Annotated in this window: 12 protein-coding genes and 5 pseudogenes; 7 read left to right on the top strand and 10 right to left on the bottom strand. The window is 70.7% G+C overall.

The features are described from left to right. Positions 1-3: 3 nt before the first annotated feature. Positions 4-423, top strand: coding sequence for a VOC family protein (locus DIZ27_RS36255; RefSeq protein WP_109382659.1), 420 nt, complete (start codon positions 4-6; stop codon positions 421-423). A gap of 1167 nt (positions 424-1590) precedes the next feature. Here DIZ27_RS36255 and DIZ27_RS36250 read toward each other — a convergent pair. Then, positions 1591-1755: pseudogene (locus DIZ27_RS36250) on the bottom strand (pirin family protein); the annotation flags it as partial. A 297-nt stretch (positions 1756-2052) separates the two neighbouring features. Between DIZ27_RS36250 and DIZ27_RS45320 the strand changes: the two are divergent. Further along, a complete protein-coding gene (locus DIZ27_RS45320) occupies positions 2053-2232 on the top strand; it encodes a hypothetical protein (RefSeq protein WP_146229053.1) in 180 nt (59 codons plus the stop codon). A 243-nt stretch (positions 2233-2475) separates the two neighbouring features. Here DIZ27_RS45320 and DIZ27_RS36240 read toward each other — a convergent pair whose 3' ends face one another. The 3 genes from DIZ27_RS36240 to DIZ27_RS36225 form a co-directional block, all read right to left on the bottom strand. After that, a complete protein-coding gene (locus DIZ27_RS36240; protein WP_219933691.1) occupies positions 2476-4536 on the bottom strand; it encodes a heavy metal translocating P-type ATPase in 2061 nt (686 codons plus the stop codon). Positions 4537-6066: 1530 nt separating this feature from the next. Next, on the bottom strand, positions 6067-6255 hold the full coding sequence (locus DIZ27_RS36230) for a hypothetical protein (RefSeq protein ID WP_109382656.1): 189 nt from the start codon (positions 6253-6255) through the stop codon (positions 6067-6069). 95 nt (positions 6256-6350) lie between these two features. Then, a complete protein-coding gene (locus DIZ27_RS36225) occupies positions 6351-6971 on the bottom strand; it encodes a DedA family protein (RefSeq protein WP_109382655.1) in 621 nt (206 codons plus the stop codon). Between the two features lie 380 nt (positions 6972-7351). Between DIZ27_RS36225 and DIZ27_RS36220 the strand changes: the two genes are divergently transcribed. The 3 genes and pseudogenes from DIZ27_RS36220 (at position 7352) to DIZ27_RS36205 (ending at position 9486) form a co-directional block, all read left to right on the top strand. After that, positions 7352-7534: a hypothetical protein gene (locus DIZ27_RS36220; RefSeq protein ID WP_109382654.1), complete on the top strand. Its 183-nt coding sequence runs from the start codon at positions 7352-7354 to the stop codon at positions 7532-7534. 30 nt (positions 7535-7564) lie between these two features. Then, a complete protein-coding gene (locus DIZ27_RS36215; RefSeq protein WP_109382653.1) occupies positions 7565-8227 on the top strand; it encodes a hypothetical protein in 663 nt (220 codons plus the stop codon). A gap of 399 nt (positions 8228-8626) precedes the next feature. Beyond that, a pseudogene (locus DIZ27_RS36205) lies at positions 8627-9486 on the top strand (IS5 family transposase). Between the two features lie 73 nt (positions 9487-9559). Here DIZ27_RS36205 and DIZ27_RS36200 read toward each other — a convergent pair. The 3 genes and pseudogenes from DIZ27_RS36200 to DIZ27_RS36190 form a co-directional block, all read right to left on the bottom strand. Continuing rightward, positions 9560-10109: pseudogene (locus DIZ27_RS36200) on the bottom strand (hypothetical protein). A 108-nt stretch (positions 10110-10217) separates the two neighbouring features. Continuing rightward, complete coding sequence (locus tag DIZ27_RS36195) at positions 10218-11375, bottom strand: MFS transporter (RefSeq protein WP_109382651.1); 1158 nt, start codon at positions 11373-11375, stop codon at positions 10218-10220. 32 nt (positions 11376-11407) lie between these two features. Continuing rightward, positions 11408-11974: a Chromate resistance protein ChrB gene (locus DIZ27_RS36190; protein ID WP_109382650.1), complete on the bottom strand. Its 567-nt coding sequence runs from the start codon at positions 11972-11974 to the stop codon at positions 11408-11410. Positions 11975-12509: 535 nt separating this feature from the next. On the opposite strand from DIZ27_RS36190, the pseudogene DIZ27_RS47815 reads away from it, so the two are divergent. Then, positions 12510-12752 (top strand): annotated as a pseudogene (locus tag DIZ27_RS47815) (hypothetical protein); the annotation flags it as partial. 180 nt (positions 12753-12932) lie between these two features. On the opposite strand, the gene DIZ27_RS36180 reads toward DIZ27_RS47815, so the two are convergent. Next, a complete protein-coding gene (locus tag DIZ27_RS36180) occupies positions 12933-13583 on the bottom strand; it encodes a DUF2218 domain-containing protein (RefSeq protein ID WP_109382649.1) in 651 nt (216 codons plus the stop codon). Between the two features lie 169 nt (positions 13584-13752). On the opposite strand from DIZ27_RS36180, the gene DIZ27_RS36175 reads away from it, so the two are divergent. Then, the gene (locus DIZ27_RS36175; protein WP_109382676.1) at positions 13753-14427 is read left to right on the top strand and encodes a TetR/AcrR family transcriptional regulator; all 675 of its coding nucleotides are present in this window, start codon (positions 13753-13755) and stop codon (positions 14425-14427) included. A 215-nt stretch (positions 14428-14642) separates the two neighbouring features. Here the strand turns inward: DIZ27_RS36175 and DIZ27_RS36170 are convergent, their stop codons facing one another. Continuing rightward, positions 14643-14945: a hypothetical protein gene (locus DIZ27_RS36170; protein WP_258308695.1), complete on the bottom strand. Its 303-nt coding sequence runs from the start codon at positions 14943-14945 to the stop codon at positions 14643-14645. Positions 14946-15119: 174 nt separating this feature from the next. Then, positions 15120-15223 (bottom strand): annotated as a pseudogene (locus DIZ27_RS47810) ((2Fe-2S) ferredoxin domain-containing protein); the annotation flags it as partial.

The raw sequence follows: 15223 nt of genomic DNA, 5'->3' as shown, positions 1-15223 counted from the left end.
CGCATGAGCCGGCCCACACACGGCACACTGCATCACGTCGAGTTGTGGGTGCCCAACCTCCATCGCGCACTTGTCTCGCTCGGTTGGCTGCTGGAGGCGCTGGGTTACGCCGTTCACCAAAGCTGGGACGGCGGCCGCAGTTGGCGGCTCGGCCCGACCTACCTAGTCATCGAGCAGTCCCCGGCCCTCACTGCCGAACGGCACGATCGCTGCCGCCCGGGGCTGAACCACCTGGCCTTCCACGTCGAAGACGCCACCATGGTCGAGAAGCTGACCGCCGACGCCGTTCAGCACGGCTGGCAGCTGATGTTCCCTGAGCGGCATCCATACGCCGGCGGCGGACAGCACTACGCCGCCTACCTGGAGAACGACGACGGCTTCGAAGTCGAACTCGTCGCGATCAACCCACCCAGACGAAACTGAGATCAATTGACCCACAGGTCTTGACGATTACTCCTGCGCTGATGGCGGCAGACCGGTGGTGTCGGTTGCTGGTCGCGGGGCGGGCATGGCTTGGTCCCGACGCTCGGGCCGGGTGCGGGCACGAGCGTGAAACAATCGAAAGACCATTCGCGCACGTCAACGACCCGTGACCGCCCATCACTGCAGGTCACAGCGTTGGCTGGTCTCTTCCGGGACAACTGACCACGGCAGAGTTGACTGACGCGCAGCGCCTCGTCCACGGCAGTCACTCAGCGTGTCTGCAGCAATGGTATTCGCAGCTCGAGCCGTCAGTGACGGCGTCCTTCCCTGGGGAGGATCTGGGGAGTATCCGCGCCGCTGGGGAGCGCGTGGGGAGGATCGGCCGCATAAGACGACACGCCTATGAAAGACGCTGAAAGACTCATCTGCGCAGGTCAGCTAAGGGGGTAGCGGCATCGCCGCAGGTCCACGCCCCTGGGTGGACAACTTGAGGACGAAATTCACAGGGGCACACCACGCCGCCTTTCGACTCACCGCGACTTCGGTGGTCCGCACGGCGACTACCCCAACGACGTCGGCAGCACCACCGGTCGGCACCCGCACCACCAGCATCCCTCGACCAAGATCCGGACCATTCCCGAACCGGCGCACCGCTCTGGGGGCCGAGCCGCGCTCTCCGCACTGCTCAGCAACGTGCCACTGCTGTACCACCGGCAGACGACGAACCCACTGGCGGCGCTCGGACAGCACTTCTCTCACCGGATCAAGGAAAGCAGCGTTCACCAGCAGGCATCCACGGCCCCCGAATCTTGTCGATTCTCCACAAGACGACAGGGCAAGTGCCGAGTTCACGCACCGGCACCGGCCCAGCCGCCCGCCGGGCCGGCATTCGTCCGGCCGCCCCCGGGTCCGCAAAGGCCACCGCGCGCGAGGGAGCTGCGAAAGGAGTGCCCCAATCGCAGCTGACGAGGCGTCAGTGAAGTCAGCATCAGGTCAGCAAGAGTCCTGCCACAGCTGCTCACAGACGGCCACACCGTGGAATCGCCCGCCATCCCGGCTCCGGTCCGCACCCCGCTCAGCCGTCCTCCCGCGAGCGACCGGAAAGCCGGAGGCAGCGCCCGACCGCCGCCCGCCCACCAGCCACCAGGGATCAGGCATTACCGCAGGTCAGCGCGCCCTTCCTCGCGGCTTCAGCGGTACCGGCGGGAGCTCGAGGGCCGGCAGCGGGGCGCCGTCGTAGCCCTTCACCTCGCCGAAGCGGGTGCCTTCCATCCAGTCCCGGGGGGCCTGTTCGATCTCCTCCTGGGTCCGGCCGATCCAGTTCCAGAACATAGCGAACCCTGCGCACATCAGCGCAGGTCAGCGGCGTTCAGGACTACCGACGGTCAGCAAACTGTCAGCATCGGTCGTCGTGGGTCAGCAGCCCGCGCCTTCTGGTTCGTTGGTTCCTGGGAGAGGGTCGTTCCCCAAGGAGTGTGAGCATCCGCGGCCGCGGTGGTCGAAGCGCCCTCACCCGTACAAGATCCAGTACCGGTCTGCGGCCGGGAAGCAGGTGGAGGAGTCTGGGTTCGCCACCCCGGAGGCCGGTGTGCCTGATGTCTGAACCTGCTGGCTCAGTGGGGTATTCGCATGAACTGGCGCAGGCGCTCGGCCGGGGTGTCCCAGCCGAGCGTCTGCGTGACTGCCCGTCCGGTCCGGCGCGTGCTGTGCGTCGAAGGGCCGGTCGAGATCACGTACGGCAGGGATGCCTTCGTCGCCACTCCTCTGCCCCGCTCGCCGCAGCGGTACGACGCCGACGAGAAGCCGTAGGACAGCCGCCTCCCGCACCGCAACGGCGGGTACACCGACCTCGTCCGCAACCTGAACGACCTCGTCGACGCCTGGCAGGGCAAGGGCTGCTGCGTGATCCCGGCCGCCGCTGCCCCCGCCCAACGGCAGGAGACCGGAGGCCCGGCGATCCGATGAAGGGGGCCTTCGCCCGGGCGGCCACCGCTTCGGGCGCCACGATCCTCGCCCGCCTGATCCGCGGCCCGACAGGACGCCGCCTCGGGCTCAGTGGTGCACGAGGTCCGCTTCGCCCCGGTCGATTCGCTCGCCGCGCACGGGCGGAGCGCCGCGCACGGCGCCGGCACTGGCCCGAGGGCTGAGGGCGAGGCGTCGGAGCAGCTGGGCGTTCATCGCCACCACGACGGTGGACAGCGACATCAGCAACGCACCCACGGCCATGGGCATGACGAAACCGACCGGGGCGAGCACGCCGACGGCCAGCGGCACGGAGATGAGGTTGTATCCGGCGGCCCACCACAGGTTCTGCTTCATCTTGCGGTACGAGGCGCGGGAGAGCTGGATGACCGACAGCACGGACCGCGGATCGTCGGAGGCGAGGATGACTCCGGCGGAGGCGATCGCGACATCCGTGCCGGCGCCGATGGCGATGCCGACGTCCGCCTGGGCGAGGGCCGGGGCGTCGTTGACCCCGTCACCGACCATGGCGACCTTCAGCCCCTCCGACTGGAGCTCCGCGACCTTGGCCGCCTTGTCCTCGGGCCGCACCCCGGCGAACACGCGGTCGATGCCCAGTTCCCCGGCGACGGTGGCGGCCACCGCACGGGCGTCGCCGGTGATCATCACGACCTGGGTGCCCGCCGCGTGCAGGGCGTCCACCGCCTCGCGGGACTCCGGCCGGATCTCGTCGGCCAGCCGCAGCGCACCGATCACCCGGCCGTCGGCGAGGACGTGCAGAATGATCGCGCCCTCCTTCCGCCACGCGTCGGCGACGGGCAACTCGTCGAGGCCGTGCTCCTCGAGGAGGTAGGGACCGCCCACGGCGATCACGGTGCCGTCCACCACCGCCCGCACCCCCACGGCCGGGGAGGAGGAGAAGTCGGTGGACCCGGGCACCTCCAGCCCGCGCGTCCGTGCCGCCCCGACGATGGCCGTGGCCAGGGGGTGCTCGCTGTAGCTCTCCGCCGCGGCGGCCAGGGCCAGCACGTCGTCCTCACCACGGCCGCCGGCGGGTTCGATCCCGGTCACCGTGGGCTCGCCCTTGGTCAGGGTGCCGGTCTTGTCGAACAGGACGGCGTCGACGGTGCGCATCTGCTCCAGCGCCATGCGGTCCTTGACCAGCACCCCGCCCTTGGCGGCGCGCTCCGTGGCGATGGAGACCACCAGCGGGATCGCCAGACCCAGGGCGTGGGGGCAGGCGATGACCAGCACCGTGATCACGCGGATCCAGGCCTGCTCGGGCGTACTCAGCAGCAGCCAGGCGGCCAAGGTGATCACGGCGGCACCGAGGGCGAACCAGAACAGCCAGCCGGCGGCCTTGTCGGCCAGGCGCTGGGCGCGGGTGGAGGAGGACTGGGCCTCGGCGACCAGGCGCTGGATGCCCGCGAGGGCCGTGTCGTCCCCGACGGCGGAGATCCGCACCCGCAGCGCGCTGTCGGTCGCAACCGTGCCGGCGACGACCTGGTCGCCGACCCCGCGCCGCACCGGCCTGGACTCACCGGTGATCATCGACTCGTCGACGTCAGCCCCGCCGTCGACCACCTCGCCATCGGCCGGGACACGGCCGCCGGGGCGGACGATGACGACGTCACCAAGCTGGAGCTCCGACGGGGCGACAACGACGACGGTGTCACCATCGATCCTCTCCGCCTCATCGGGCAGGAGTGCGGCGAGGGAGTCCAGGGCGGAGGAGGTCTGGGCGAGGGAGCGCATCTCGATCCAGTGACCGAGCAGCATGATCACAACCAGGAGGGCGAGCTCCCACCAGAACTCGAGCTCGTGGGACAGCACGCCGAGCGTGGCGCCCCAGGATGCGAGGAAGGCCACGGTGATGGCCATGCCGATCAGCAGCATCATCCCGGGCTTGCGGGCCGTGAGTTCACTGACGGCGCCGGTCAGGAACGGCCGGCCGCCCCAGACGTAGATCACGGTGCCCAGGACCGGCGAGACCCACGTGAGCCCGGGAACGTCCGGCAGGTCGTAGCCCAGGACCGTCGCGAACATCGGGCTGAGCAGCACGGTGGGAACTGCGAGTGCGAGCATGATCCAGAAAAGTCGGCGGAACTGCCCGACATGGTCACCGTGACCGCCGTGACCCGTGTGAGACATGTCGTGACCGGAGTGCGGGTCCTGACCCCCGTGTCCGTCGTGGACGTGCTCATGCATGGCATCGGTGTCCACCCCGCCGTGCCGGTCGTGCTCAGGCACCGGGCCATGCGTGGCCTCCCGGGCGTGATCCCGCCCCTCACCTTGTATGCCTGGGTGCGATCCGTGCTCGTGGTGGGGCATGCTCATCGCTTCCTCTCCGGGCGCCCCTGCGGCCGAGACACCCTGACTTATACCCTAGGGGGGTATCATTGTAGACCGTGCGTGAACCGTTCATATTCCCGACCGGGCCCGAACTTATGATCTCCGTCGTCTCTTCACGGATGGGCGGTTGATGCAGCTCGGGGGGCGGTCGCCGCCTTCGGGGTGCCGGCGGCACAGGTCCACGAGAAGCTGGGCAGGCCGGTCCGCCGCGGTGACGGCGGCCGGTAGATACTCCCCGCAGAGGGTGTGCCGCTCGAAAAGTCGTCGCCGCTGGTCACGCGGCGTATCCGTACTCGCTGATGAGGCCGCCGAGGACCCGGGTACGCAGCAGCCTGCGGGCGCCGCTGCCTATCGCGGCGGGCTGTCTCTGGCCATCGGCTGGCGGCGCGCCGGGGGGCCGATGCTCGTGGTGGTGCCTCCGGCAGGCCGCAAGCACCTGCCGGGGCAGGGCGCCCCCATGACGAGGCCGTGAGCGAAAACCTCGCGGCGGAGGCTGCCGAGGAAGCTCTCGCCGTGGGCGTTCCTCCCAGGCACCCGCGGCGCACTCTTGATCACGTCCAGTTCCTTGGCCTCGAGGACCGCGTCGAACGCCCCGCCGTACGTGCCGTCTCGATCCCCGCAGCAGAAACCGCAGGACTCCCTGCACATCCCGAGGCCGGCGGCGAAATTCCGCGCCTGCCGCACCGTCCACTCCCGGATGGGGTGGGCGGTGACGCCGGTGCTGTGCGGGCGCCGGGTGCCGTGCCCGGGGAAGGCCGGCGCATAGCGCCGCCTGCCGAGCGCGGTGCCGGAGCGGAGGAAGGCCGCCGCGATGATGCCCCGGCCCGGGCGGCCGGGAACGCGCGCCGGGTCGGACCGGCACGACGCGGCGCCGGGCCGGTGCCCGCGGCGTGGAGGATCTCCCCCGCCGTCGCGGCGGCGATCCGATGCCCGAGTCGGGCCTACTCCCCCTGGGATGCGCCGGTGCCCCCACCGCGGGTTGTCCCGGGCCGGCCGCAGGACGAGCGTCCTGATCGCTGCTGGGGTGGGCGTCCGTGCGTCGGCGTGCGGTGTAGTCCCACGGGGCGGCGATGAACCTGGGGTGTCGGGCGGGCAGGGTGGCGGGGTGACCGAGAAGACCTCGCGCCGGTGTCGCCGGGGCATCGGCGCGGACGGGGCGGCGCACCGGAATCGGTCGGCCGGCCCGGAGCGGGCCGGCCGGTTGGCGGCGCAGGACCGCGTGCTCGTGCCATGGCACGAGCGGTTCCGCGTCCTGGGTGGTGGCGCGGCGCGGCAGCACCGGCGGGACGGACGGCAGCCTCCGGGCCACCTGGTACAGCAGGGACACGATCACGCGGACATGCTCCCGGGGTCGAACCGCACCACTCCCACCTGCGCCGACGACCTTTCGAGCGGCACAGGGTCGGCGGCGGCGCCGAGTTGGGCGAGTGCGACGCAGGCGTAGTGGTGGGCCGCCAGGCGGGCGCGTTCGTGGGCGAGCAGGATGTCGTGCTTGGTCTCGTGCAGGGTGTGCAGCATCCGGGACCGTCGCGGTGGCCGCGTCCCTTCACCGTCGTTCCCTGTCCTCCGTCCCCCGGCCGCAGACGGAACGGTGAACGGCCGCACGTGGTGCGTCAGTTCTCGTGTCTGCGCCGCAGCAGACGCCGGCCGACGAGCGCTGCGGCCAGGGCGCCGAGGGCGATGAGTACGTAGAGCTGGTAGCGGCTGATCTCCTCGTAGAGGGTGGTGATGTGGGTGCCGGCCGCGTAGGCCAAAGTCGCCCACAGGCCCACCCACAGCGCGGCGCCGAGTGCGTTGAAGGCGAGGAAGCGGCGCCAGCGCATGCCGCTGGTCCCGGCGATGATGCCGTTGGCCTGGCGCAGCCCCTCGATGAAACGGGCCACGGTGACGATCTTGCCGCCGTGGCGGGTGAAGAGCTCCTCGGTCTTGTGGAAGCGCTCGGGGGTGAGGAGGACGTAGCGGCCCCAGCGGTGGACGAGGGCCCGTCCGCCGGAACGGCCGATCAGGTAGCCGACGTTGTCGCCCACGATGGCCGCGATGAAGGCGATCACCGCGACCGCAACGATGTCCAGCCGACCGGCCCCGGCGTAGGTCCCCGCGGCGATCAGGATCGTCTCGCCCGGGGCGGGAACGCCGAAGTCCTCCACGAAGACCACGGTGCCGACGGCCCAGTACCCGTAATGGCCGAGCAACGGGGCGACGTGGGCCAGCGGGCCCGGCAGGGGCGGCGCCATACCTGCACCGTACGCCGCACCCCCGAGCCCGCGCGCCGCTCAGCGGGGCAGGCCCGCTCTCGGGCCACCACGAGCGCGCCTGCTGCGGTTCGGGGATGTTGATCACCTCCCCATAGTGGAACTTGAGTTCGAAAATGAGTATTGGTCTGCTCGCTACGCGCGGCACAGACGAGCGGATGGCCTCCGGCTTGGGCCAGGTCAGCGTTATCGACCTGTGCGGCGGTGTCGGAGCCGTCGGAGATCCTTAGGACATGAGTGAGGGGAAGCGGAAGAAGACGGCGTCTTCATGGTGGGCCCACGAGGGATTGCTGGACTCGTGGTGGCCGAAGTCATCGGTTCTTGTGCCGTCGGTGCACTAGACGCTGCGCGAGCAGTCGGCCTTGTCGGCGGCGTATACCGCCAAGCCCGTCATCGCCACCATGCTGGCGCAGCAGCGCAAGGACATGGCCACAGGAGCTGTCGGAGCCGCTCTCGGGCAGACGCTCGGCCAGAAGGTGTGGCAGCGTGACGCGTTCTTGAAGAGCGTCGGCTTCGATGGTTCCTCAACAGTGGGAGCCACCTGAGCAGGGACGATCGCCCGCGACGCGCTGGGCATGAACTCGTTCGGCTGGAAAGAGGTCCTGCAGAGCATCACCGTGCCCACGGGCAGCAGCATGGTCCTGGCGGCGGGCTTCGGCCGGAGCGCCGTGCTGCAGGGCGTCATCCCGTCGGTCGCATCGTTTCGGTCGGACCTGTTCGACTGGCTGCGTCGGCCCGTGGCGCCGGGCGTGCCGGAGCAGGCCGAGGAACTGCTCCCGGCAAACCTGCACGGCTTCAGCAGGACAGAGTGGTCCCAGCTGATCGAGATATGCACCGCGGACGGGATCGGACTGATGTGGGCGCCGAGCGCCGAGCATCTGCGCGCGCTGATCAAGACCTCGGACCGTGCGGCGCGCTACGCCTACCTCATCCAGCAGCAGGAGGCGGTCCTCGAGGAGCTGCGCGCGGGTCTGGCCGAGGTACGCTACGCGGACCTCGGCGATCCGGCCGCATTGGGCCAGCAGGCCGTCGCGTGTGCCGAAGCGGGCCTGTGGGAGGGGGCTTTGGCCCTGGCGGCGAATGTGCTGAACACCGCGATGGAGATCCACTCCGCCGTCTGCCCCGTCTGGGAGATCCTCCAGAAGCACGGCATCCCGCCCGCGCCCGAACGGCAGAGTACGACCCGGGCGGACTTTCCGCGCAGCCGGGCCGGCGCACTGCTCTGCGCTCTCTTCTAGGCCCGCCCCCGGCCGGGGCGCGGCTGTACGCCTTCGCCGTCCTCGCGCACGCGACCAGGCGCGTCCGAATCCCGGGCGCCACCGCACACCCGACCGCGCAGTGGATCGTGCAGCCCGGGCGTCCCCTCCCCAGGGGCCTCGAGGATGCCGGCGGCGAGGCCGGCTTCCCGATCCGCGATTGCGGCGCGAAGTGCACGACCGCCCTCGACGCCCTGGTGGCCGGCGCCGGCCCGAAGGTGATCACCACAGGCATCCAGATGCCCCGGAGTAACTCCCTCATGGAGCGCCGGCTAGCGACCTGCCGACGCGAGCTCCCGGACCGCACCTTGATCGGGAACCAGAGTCCCCTCCGCTGCGCCCTGGAGATCACCTTCAAAGCTGATCGTGCGATGCGGGATCATGCCGGGTGTGGTGCGTCGTCATGAGTTGTCGGATGCCGAGTGGGCTGTGCTGTCACGGTTGTTGCCGAGTTCGAGGGTTGCCGACCGTCCCCGGTCGGATGACCGGGTAGTGCTGAACGGCACCGTGTGGAAGCTGCGGACCGGTTCGGCCCGGCGGGACGTGCCGGAACGGTACGGCTCCTGGCAGACCCTCTACACCCGTTTCCGCAGGTGGGTGCTGGACGGCACGTTCTCGCGCATGCTTCGGGCGATCCAGGCGGAGAAGGACGCGGACGGAGACATCGACTGGCTGGTGTCGGTCGACTCCACGATCGTGCGGGCCCACCAGCACGCCACGGGTGGGAGAAGGGGGCAGTCGACCAGGGCGAAGCGGGTGATCACGCCCTCGGCCGATCCCGTGGAGGACTGAGCACCAAGGTCCTTCTCGCCTGCGACGAACGCGGACGCCCCCTCGGCTTCGTCCTGACCGGCGGCAACACCGACGACTGCACCTGCTTCGAGCACGTCATAGACGCCATCCGCGTTCCCCGCACCGGCCCGGGTCGGCCACGCACCCGCCCCGACCACGTGATTGCCGACAAGGGTTACGGCTCCCGCAAAATCTGCGCCTACCCGCGCCGCCGCGGGATCCCGCACACCATCCCCGAACGCGCCGATCAGACCGCCAACCGTCACCGACGCGGCTAACGCGGCGGCAGACCACACGGCTTCGACCGGACCACCTACCGCCACCGCAACGTCGTCGAACGCTGCTTCGGTCGCCTCAAGCAATGGCGGGGCCTGGCCACCCGCTACGGCAAAACCCGCGAGTCCTACCAGGCCACCGTCACCATCGCCTCCATCCTCCTCTGGATCTGATCCTTTGAAGACGATCTCTAGGAGCGGCGCGCCACCAGCGCCGAGGCGACGGTCTACTGATCGATGACCCTGCTCATGACACGTCGCCTGGCCCGGCCACGCCCTGGGCGAGCATGAACCGGCCCGGCGCCGGCTCGGCCAGCCGCAGGCGACCAGGCGTTTCTGGGGGTTGGCCCCTCCGTGGACTTCGACCGCAATGCCTCCACCCGCGCCGACACCACGTCCATACCGAACGCGGCGGCCATCTCCGGGCAGGTCAGCGGCCCTTGACCGAGCCGAACACAGTCCGTGAGCACCTGCAGGATGCGCTGGTAGTCCACCGACAGCATCGGCCAGGCCAGCCCCTGGCGCCACAATGGCACCTACGACTTCGGCTTCGCCGCATCCCGGGGCGCCTGCGCGTCCGCGTCCTGCGGATCCGGGGTGACCTCCGTGTCGGCGGTGTTGCCGCCGTCCGGAGCCGGCACCGTATCGACCCGCCTGCGGGCAATCGCCCACTCCTGCCATTCCTGCTCGGCCACGGCGAGCTCGGCCTGGATGCGGTCGGCTTCCTCCCTCAGCCCGTCCACGCGACGGCGAGCGGCGAGCTCGTGCTGTTCCAGCAGTCCGACAACCGACGGCATCCGCGACCTCCCGGGGAGCAACGAAACGACAGGCCGCGGCTCCCACGAAAACGTCGTCCCTATGCCTGACCAGCGAAAACGCCGTCCTCAGGTTCGGTACGACAACAGCTACTCAGTCCCGGCCACGGGCTCGGCCGGCACCGAGCGGCGGTGGGCGAACGCCACCACCGCACCCGCCCCGATGAGAAGCCCGAGCGCGGCGAAGCCATAGGTCAGCGTGGCGAGGGAAGCAACGGCGGCGACCAGCAACGGGCCACCTGCGTCGCCGAGTTCGCGTCCGAGTTCTGCGGCACCCATGGTCTGGCCCAGGCGCTCCTGAGGGGTCGACGAGGCCAGGGCGGCAAAGCCCAGCGGGGTGATCAGACCCGTGCCGGCGCCGATCAGGGCGGCCCCCAGCAGGACACCGGTGAGGCCGGGCAGCATGGCACAGGCCAGACCGGCCGTGGTGGCCGAGAGTCCCACGGCGAGACCGGAGCGGGTCGTGAGGCGTCCCTCGTCCAGGGCCCGCCCAGCGCGCGGCTGCACGACGGCGGCGCATGCGGCGAGCACCGACACCACGGCCCCGGTGACCACCGTGCCCAGCCCGGCAGCGCGGCCGGAGACGGGTAGGAAGCCCACACCGACCGAGAGGGCGGCGGTCGCCGCGGCGAGCGCAGCGGTCGGGGCCAGGAAGGCCGGGTCGGCGAGCCGCCGGGCCAGGTCCAGCACCGTCTGCCGGGCCTTCGGCAGCGGCGGCACGACGGGAACGGCGAGCGCGGCCCAGACGGTGACCGCCGCGCCGAGCACCGCGAGGACGGCGAACAACAGCCGCAGACCGCCGCCCCAGACCAGGACACCACCGAGCAGCGGGCCGAGCGTGTAGCCGATGGACTTGTAGAAGCCGTAGCTGCCGAAGGCGCGGCCGTGCTTGGCCGCCGGGTTGAGCCGGGCCACCAGCGTGGACGCGGAGGGCGAGAAGGCGGAGGCCGCGGCGCCCTGGCCAAGTCGGGCCGCCCACAGCCAGCCGGGACTGTCCGCCACCACGTACAGCGCGGACGCCGCCGCGAACGCGACGAGACCGCCCAGCAGTACCGGGCGGGCACCGATCCGGTCGGCGAGGGCGCCGAAGACCGGCTTGAGGAGTACTTCGGCGCCGTCGTACAGGGCGAGCAGCCCGCCCAGCACCAGCAGCGAGGTGACCGCGTCCGTGGAGAAGCCGCCGAGGTTCGCGGCGATGCCGTGCGCGCCGAAGGCCGTGGTGAACCCGGCCGCGTACAGCGGCCACATCTGCCGGGCCGGGGCCGCCGAAGTCGTCCTGCTCACCGGTCGGCGGCCTCCGCCTCGTGGAGAGCCGCGAAGACGCGCTCCGCGTAGTCCTCGCAGGCCGCGGCGCACTCCTTGAGCCGCTTGCCCGCCTTTGCCGCCTCCGGCGCCCCGAACACGTCGCGGGCCGTCAGGTCACGATGCCAGCGCCGCAGCCGCTCCAGCGACTGCTCCTCCTCTTCCAGCTCGGCCAGGGTGAACTTGCCGATGCGGATCTCCTTCTCCAGCTCCGCCTCGAACTTGCCGCAGTCGGCGAGGAACTCCTTCCATTCCTCGGACCGGGCAGCGGTGAACAGCGCCTGGAAGCGAGCAGCGTCCTCGGGACCGCGCCCGGAGGCGTTGAGGGTGACAGCCTGCCCGCCCGCCTGATCGGTCAGAACGATCGCCCGGGCGACACCGTCCGCGAAGACAGGCACGTCCGGTACGGCCCACACACCCTGGCCGAGGGAGAGCGCACCTGTCTTGCGCAGCTCACGCCAGACCGCGACACGGTGCCGGGACGGCTCCGCGGGGACCTTGATCACGAGGATGAGCCAACGGCCCGTCGGTTCCGTGTTCGCCACATCGGTGAATGTAGCAGGCGTCACATTCTCTGGTGTGCGACGGGCGGTCCGGACGTCCGGCACCCCAGTGGTCAGGAGCCCCGGCAGCCCCAGATCGACAACACCCGGCCATGCTGGGCAGCGGATCCTCGTCGAGGGCTTCGAGAAACTGCTGAGGCTGGTCACGAGTGGACGCTCATGGCGCCCGGGTGCTGCTCCGCGACGCTCGTGCAGCGGTGGGTCAGCGAGAGCAGGGGCGGCTGACGTGCCGCTCGACGTCGTGGCGTTCGGCAGCGCGGAAAGGTGCATCCGCAAGGGCGCCTGTCGCCGCCTCCACGGACGAGGGTGTGCCGCACTGGCAACGTCCCCTTGGGCCTTCGAAAGGCACGGCTGCTCGTGTTCGGCGATTCCGTCGATCAGTGGTTGCATCGTCATGTCCGCGCAGAATCTGCCTCGCGCCAGGCCGGAGCCGACGTTCCGGTCGGACAGCGGGCCATGACGTCGGTCATGGCCCAGTGCACCCGCGATCCGGAGGGCGCAATCGGGGCCTCGTAGCCATCGCGGGCACGCCCGTGTCGAGGACCGCATCCTCCCCCAGACTCCGTCCAAGGGTGCCCCCAGCGGCAAAAGCACCGGCCTGGGTCGCTTCCCCTCCCGCCACTTCGCCCTCAACCAAGCACGGCTTCAGCTCACCCTGACCACCACCTACCTGCTCGCCTGGACCCAGACCCGGCTGCCGGAGGGCGAGTTGACCACCGCCGAGCCGAAAAAGCTGCGCTATCGGATCCTGCACGCCGCCGTTCTTGGTGTATGCGCCGTCGCAGGTGATCAGCTGCAGCCGGACTCCACACCACCGACGTTCCGTCCAGCGCCGGCCCCCGCCGGCAGCCGGGGCGGCGCCGGAGCGCACCTCGGGGAAGGCGGGCGCGAGGCCGTCGCGCCCACGGTCCAGGCCAGAGCCATGCGCTGAAGGGAACGTCTAACGGCGCTTGGCGGCCCGGCCGCGGTGGGCAGCAAAGCCGCCCAGGACTGCCGCCTTCACCAGGAAGGCCGCGAGGACCGCGCCCACAGCCCCTCCGGTCCAGCGCCAGTTCGCCGCCACGGCACCGCCCAGGCCCAGGTGGGCGGCGAGGACGAACACGACGAGGGCGGCGCAGCCCAGCAGCTTCAGCCGCCGGCTCCGGCCCGCGGTCGTCCCTGCCGATGCCCCGGTCGTGCCGGCTGCCCCGGCTGTGCCGGAGCCGTCCGAAGCGGCGACCGGCGCAGCCCGCTGCCAGCTCACCCGCAGTCCGTCGCGTCGGCCGAACCGCTCCACGTGTCCGGCCACCAGGGCCTGCAGCCGCCGTAGATTCTCCTCGCCCGCGGCCTCGACCCGAAGCATCAGGACACCCGGTGCGGCCTGCAGAGCGATCGTGCCCCACGGGAGGCTGACGCTGCCTTCGGTCTCAAACCAGTCGACCCGGGCCTGTGCCGCCACGGCCCGCATCGCGCTCAGCGTCTGCGCGTCACCGCCGAGATGGGCGCGGGGCCGGTGACCGAGGTGACGGCCCGTGCGGGAGAAGTGCCTGCAGAGCTGGATGAGATACCGGCTCGGGCGGTCGGTCGAGACGCGGGCTTCGGCGCTCAGCATGACGTTTCCTTCGCAAAGGGACGGATCAGGGAAGCGAACCGGTCGGGTGGGGCATGACCGCCCTTCCACCGCGACGGTGGCCGGAAGCGCACCGCCGCCAGGATTATCGAGACATTGTGTCTTCGTCAATACATGGTGTCGTGGATGTAGCGGAATGTAGGCTGTGGCCGTGCCCAAACTGTGGACCGAGACGATCGACGCGCACCGAGCCGCCGTACGCGCCGCCGTGCTGGACGCCACCGCGGCGCTGGTCGCAGAACGCGGGCTCGCGTCGGTGACGATGTCGCGGATCGCCAAGGACTCCGGAATCGGGCGCGCCACGCTGTACAAGTACTTCCCGGACGTCGAGTCGATCCTGCTCGCCTGGCACGAGCGCCAGATCAGCCACCACCTCGAGCACCTGGTGCGGGTCCGCGACCGGAGCGCGGATGCCGGTGAGCGGCTCGAAGCCGTGCTGCGGGCCTTCGCCCTCCTCATGCACGACACCAGGAGTCGCCACCACGAAAGCGGTCTGGCGGCCTTCCTGCACCGCGACCCGCAGGTTGCCCAGGCCCAGGGGCAGCTCCACAACATGATCGAGGAGTTGCTGGCCGACGGCGCACGCGACGGCAGCGTCCGCGGCGACATCGCGCCCGGAGAGCTCGCAAGCTACTGCCTGCACGCCCTCACCGCGGCCGGCGGCCTGCCGTCCCGGGCCGCGGTGCTCCGTCTCGTCACGGTCACCCTGGCCGGAATTCATTCCGCAGCCACCGCTTCGGACCACGCGCCGGGCACGGACGCCTCCGCTCATCCGCCGCACCGCTCCGGACACCGGCCCGCCCCGAGCTCTCACCGCCGTGACTGAAAAGCGTCACGATCCGCCGCCGGGTTCACCGACGCGTTCACACGGTGTGCCGCGACAGCCCCCGGCGCTACCGTGGCGCTGGGCTCGTGCGGTGGTGGCAAGCCCCCGGGGCGATGGGCAGGGCGCGCGCAAAACTCGCGTGGACTGACCGGGGTGCGCGGGGTCCCGCACCGCGCCGGAGCCTCCCATCCGCCCGGACAGTCGCGGGGCCGCGGCTACTTGCGGCGCTCGGCGTGGTGATACCCGGCAAGCGTCCAAAGGGGCGCATGGTGCGCCCGCCTGCAGCAGCACAGGAGCGGCCCCGTGCCCACTTCCATCAACGACATGCTGTCGCCCGGCCACGCGTAGACCAGGAGCGCACTGAACTTCGGGCGCTGGAGGGGGTGGGGGCAGCTGGAGGTGCCGGTGCCTTCCTCGAGGACGACCGGGTCTTCGATTCCGGCCTCGTCCAGGACGAGGTTCTGCCAGGCGGTCGACTGCTGGTCGGTCGAGACCCGCTTGTAGATCAGGTTCGCCATCGGGGCCCTCTCCGCGTGGAGGAACGGACCCTATCTGTCGTCAAACCCTGTCATCGATCACCATCGGATCTGATGAGGTCGGCGCCGCCCCGGTGCCCGGGAATGTCCGGGTTCATTGGACGCCCGCCGCGTCTGTCGGCAGACGATGGCCGACAGACGCGGCAGGCGTCGGGGTCATGCGTCGTGGAGTTCGGCCTGGACGCGGCGGGAGGGGCGGAAGGTGTAGAGGTCGAGGATGCCGGGTGGATCGGCGAGGCCCGGTCCGCCGTCCTTGATCC

It is taken from the genome of Streptomyces sp. NWU339, from assembly GCF_003143855.1.
In the GTDB taxonomy this organism is placed as follows: domain Bacteria; phylum Actinomycetota; class Actinomycetes; order Streptomycetales; family Streptomycetaceae; genus Streptomyces.
Note: the sequence above shows the minus strand (reverse complement) of the source record. Positions and strands in the feature narration are given on the sequence as shown.

What these genes read in the sequence shown, in the direction of transcription:
- DIZ27_RS36240 (WP_219933691.1), bottom strand. Translation starts at nt 4,536, where the DNA reads ATGTCTCACACGGGTCACGGCGGTCACGGTGACCATGTCGGGCAGTTC.
- DIZ27_RS36180 (WP_109382649.1), bottom strand. Translation starts at nt 13,583, where the DNA reads ATGCTGAGCGCCGAAGCCCGCGTCTCGACCGACCGCCCGAGCCGGTAT.
- DIZ27_RS36215 (WP_109382653.1), top strand. Translation starts at nt 7,565, where the DNA reads ATGAACTCGTTCGGCTGGAAAGAGGTCCTGCAGAGCATCACCGTGCCC.
- DIZ27_RS36230 (WP_109382656.1), bottom strand. Translation starts at nt 6,255, where the DNA reads ATGCTGCACACCCTGCACGAGACCAAGCACGACATCCTGCTCGCCCAC.
- DIZ27_RS36195 (WP_109382651.1), bottom strand. Translation starts at nt 11,375, where the DNA reads ATGTGGCCGCTGTACGCGGCCGGGTTCACCACGGCCTTCGGCGCGCAC.
- DIZ27_RS36225 (WP_109382655.1), bottom strand. Translation starts at nt 6,971, where the DNA reads ATGGCGCCGCCCCTGCCGGGCCCGCTGGCCCACGTCGCCCCGTTGCTC.
- DIZ27_RS45320 (WP_146229053.1), top strand. Translation starts at nt 2,053, where the DNA reads ATGAACTGGCGCAGGCGCTCGGCCGGGGTGTCCCAGCCGAGCGTCTGC.
- DIZ27_RS36170 (WP_258308695.1), bottom strand. Translation starts at nt 14,945, where the DNA reads ATGGCGAACCTGATCTACAAGCGGGTCTCGACCGACCAGCAGTCGACC.
- DIZ27_RS36255 (WP_109382659.1), top strand. Translation starts at nt 4, where the DNA reads ATGAGCCGGCCCACACACGGCACACTGCATCACGTCGAGTTGTGGGTG.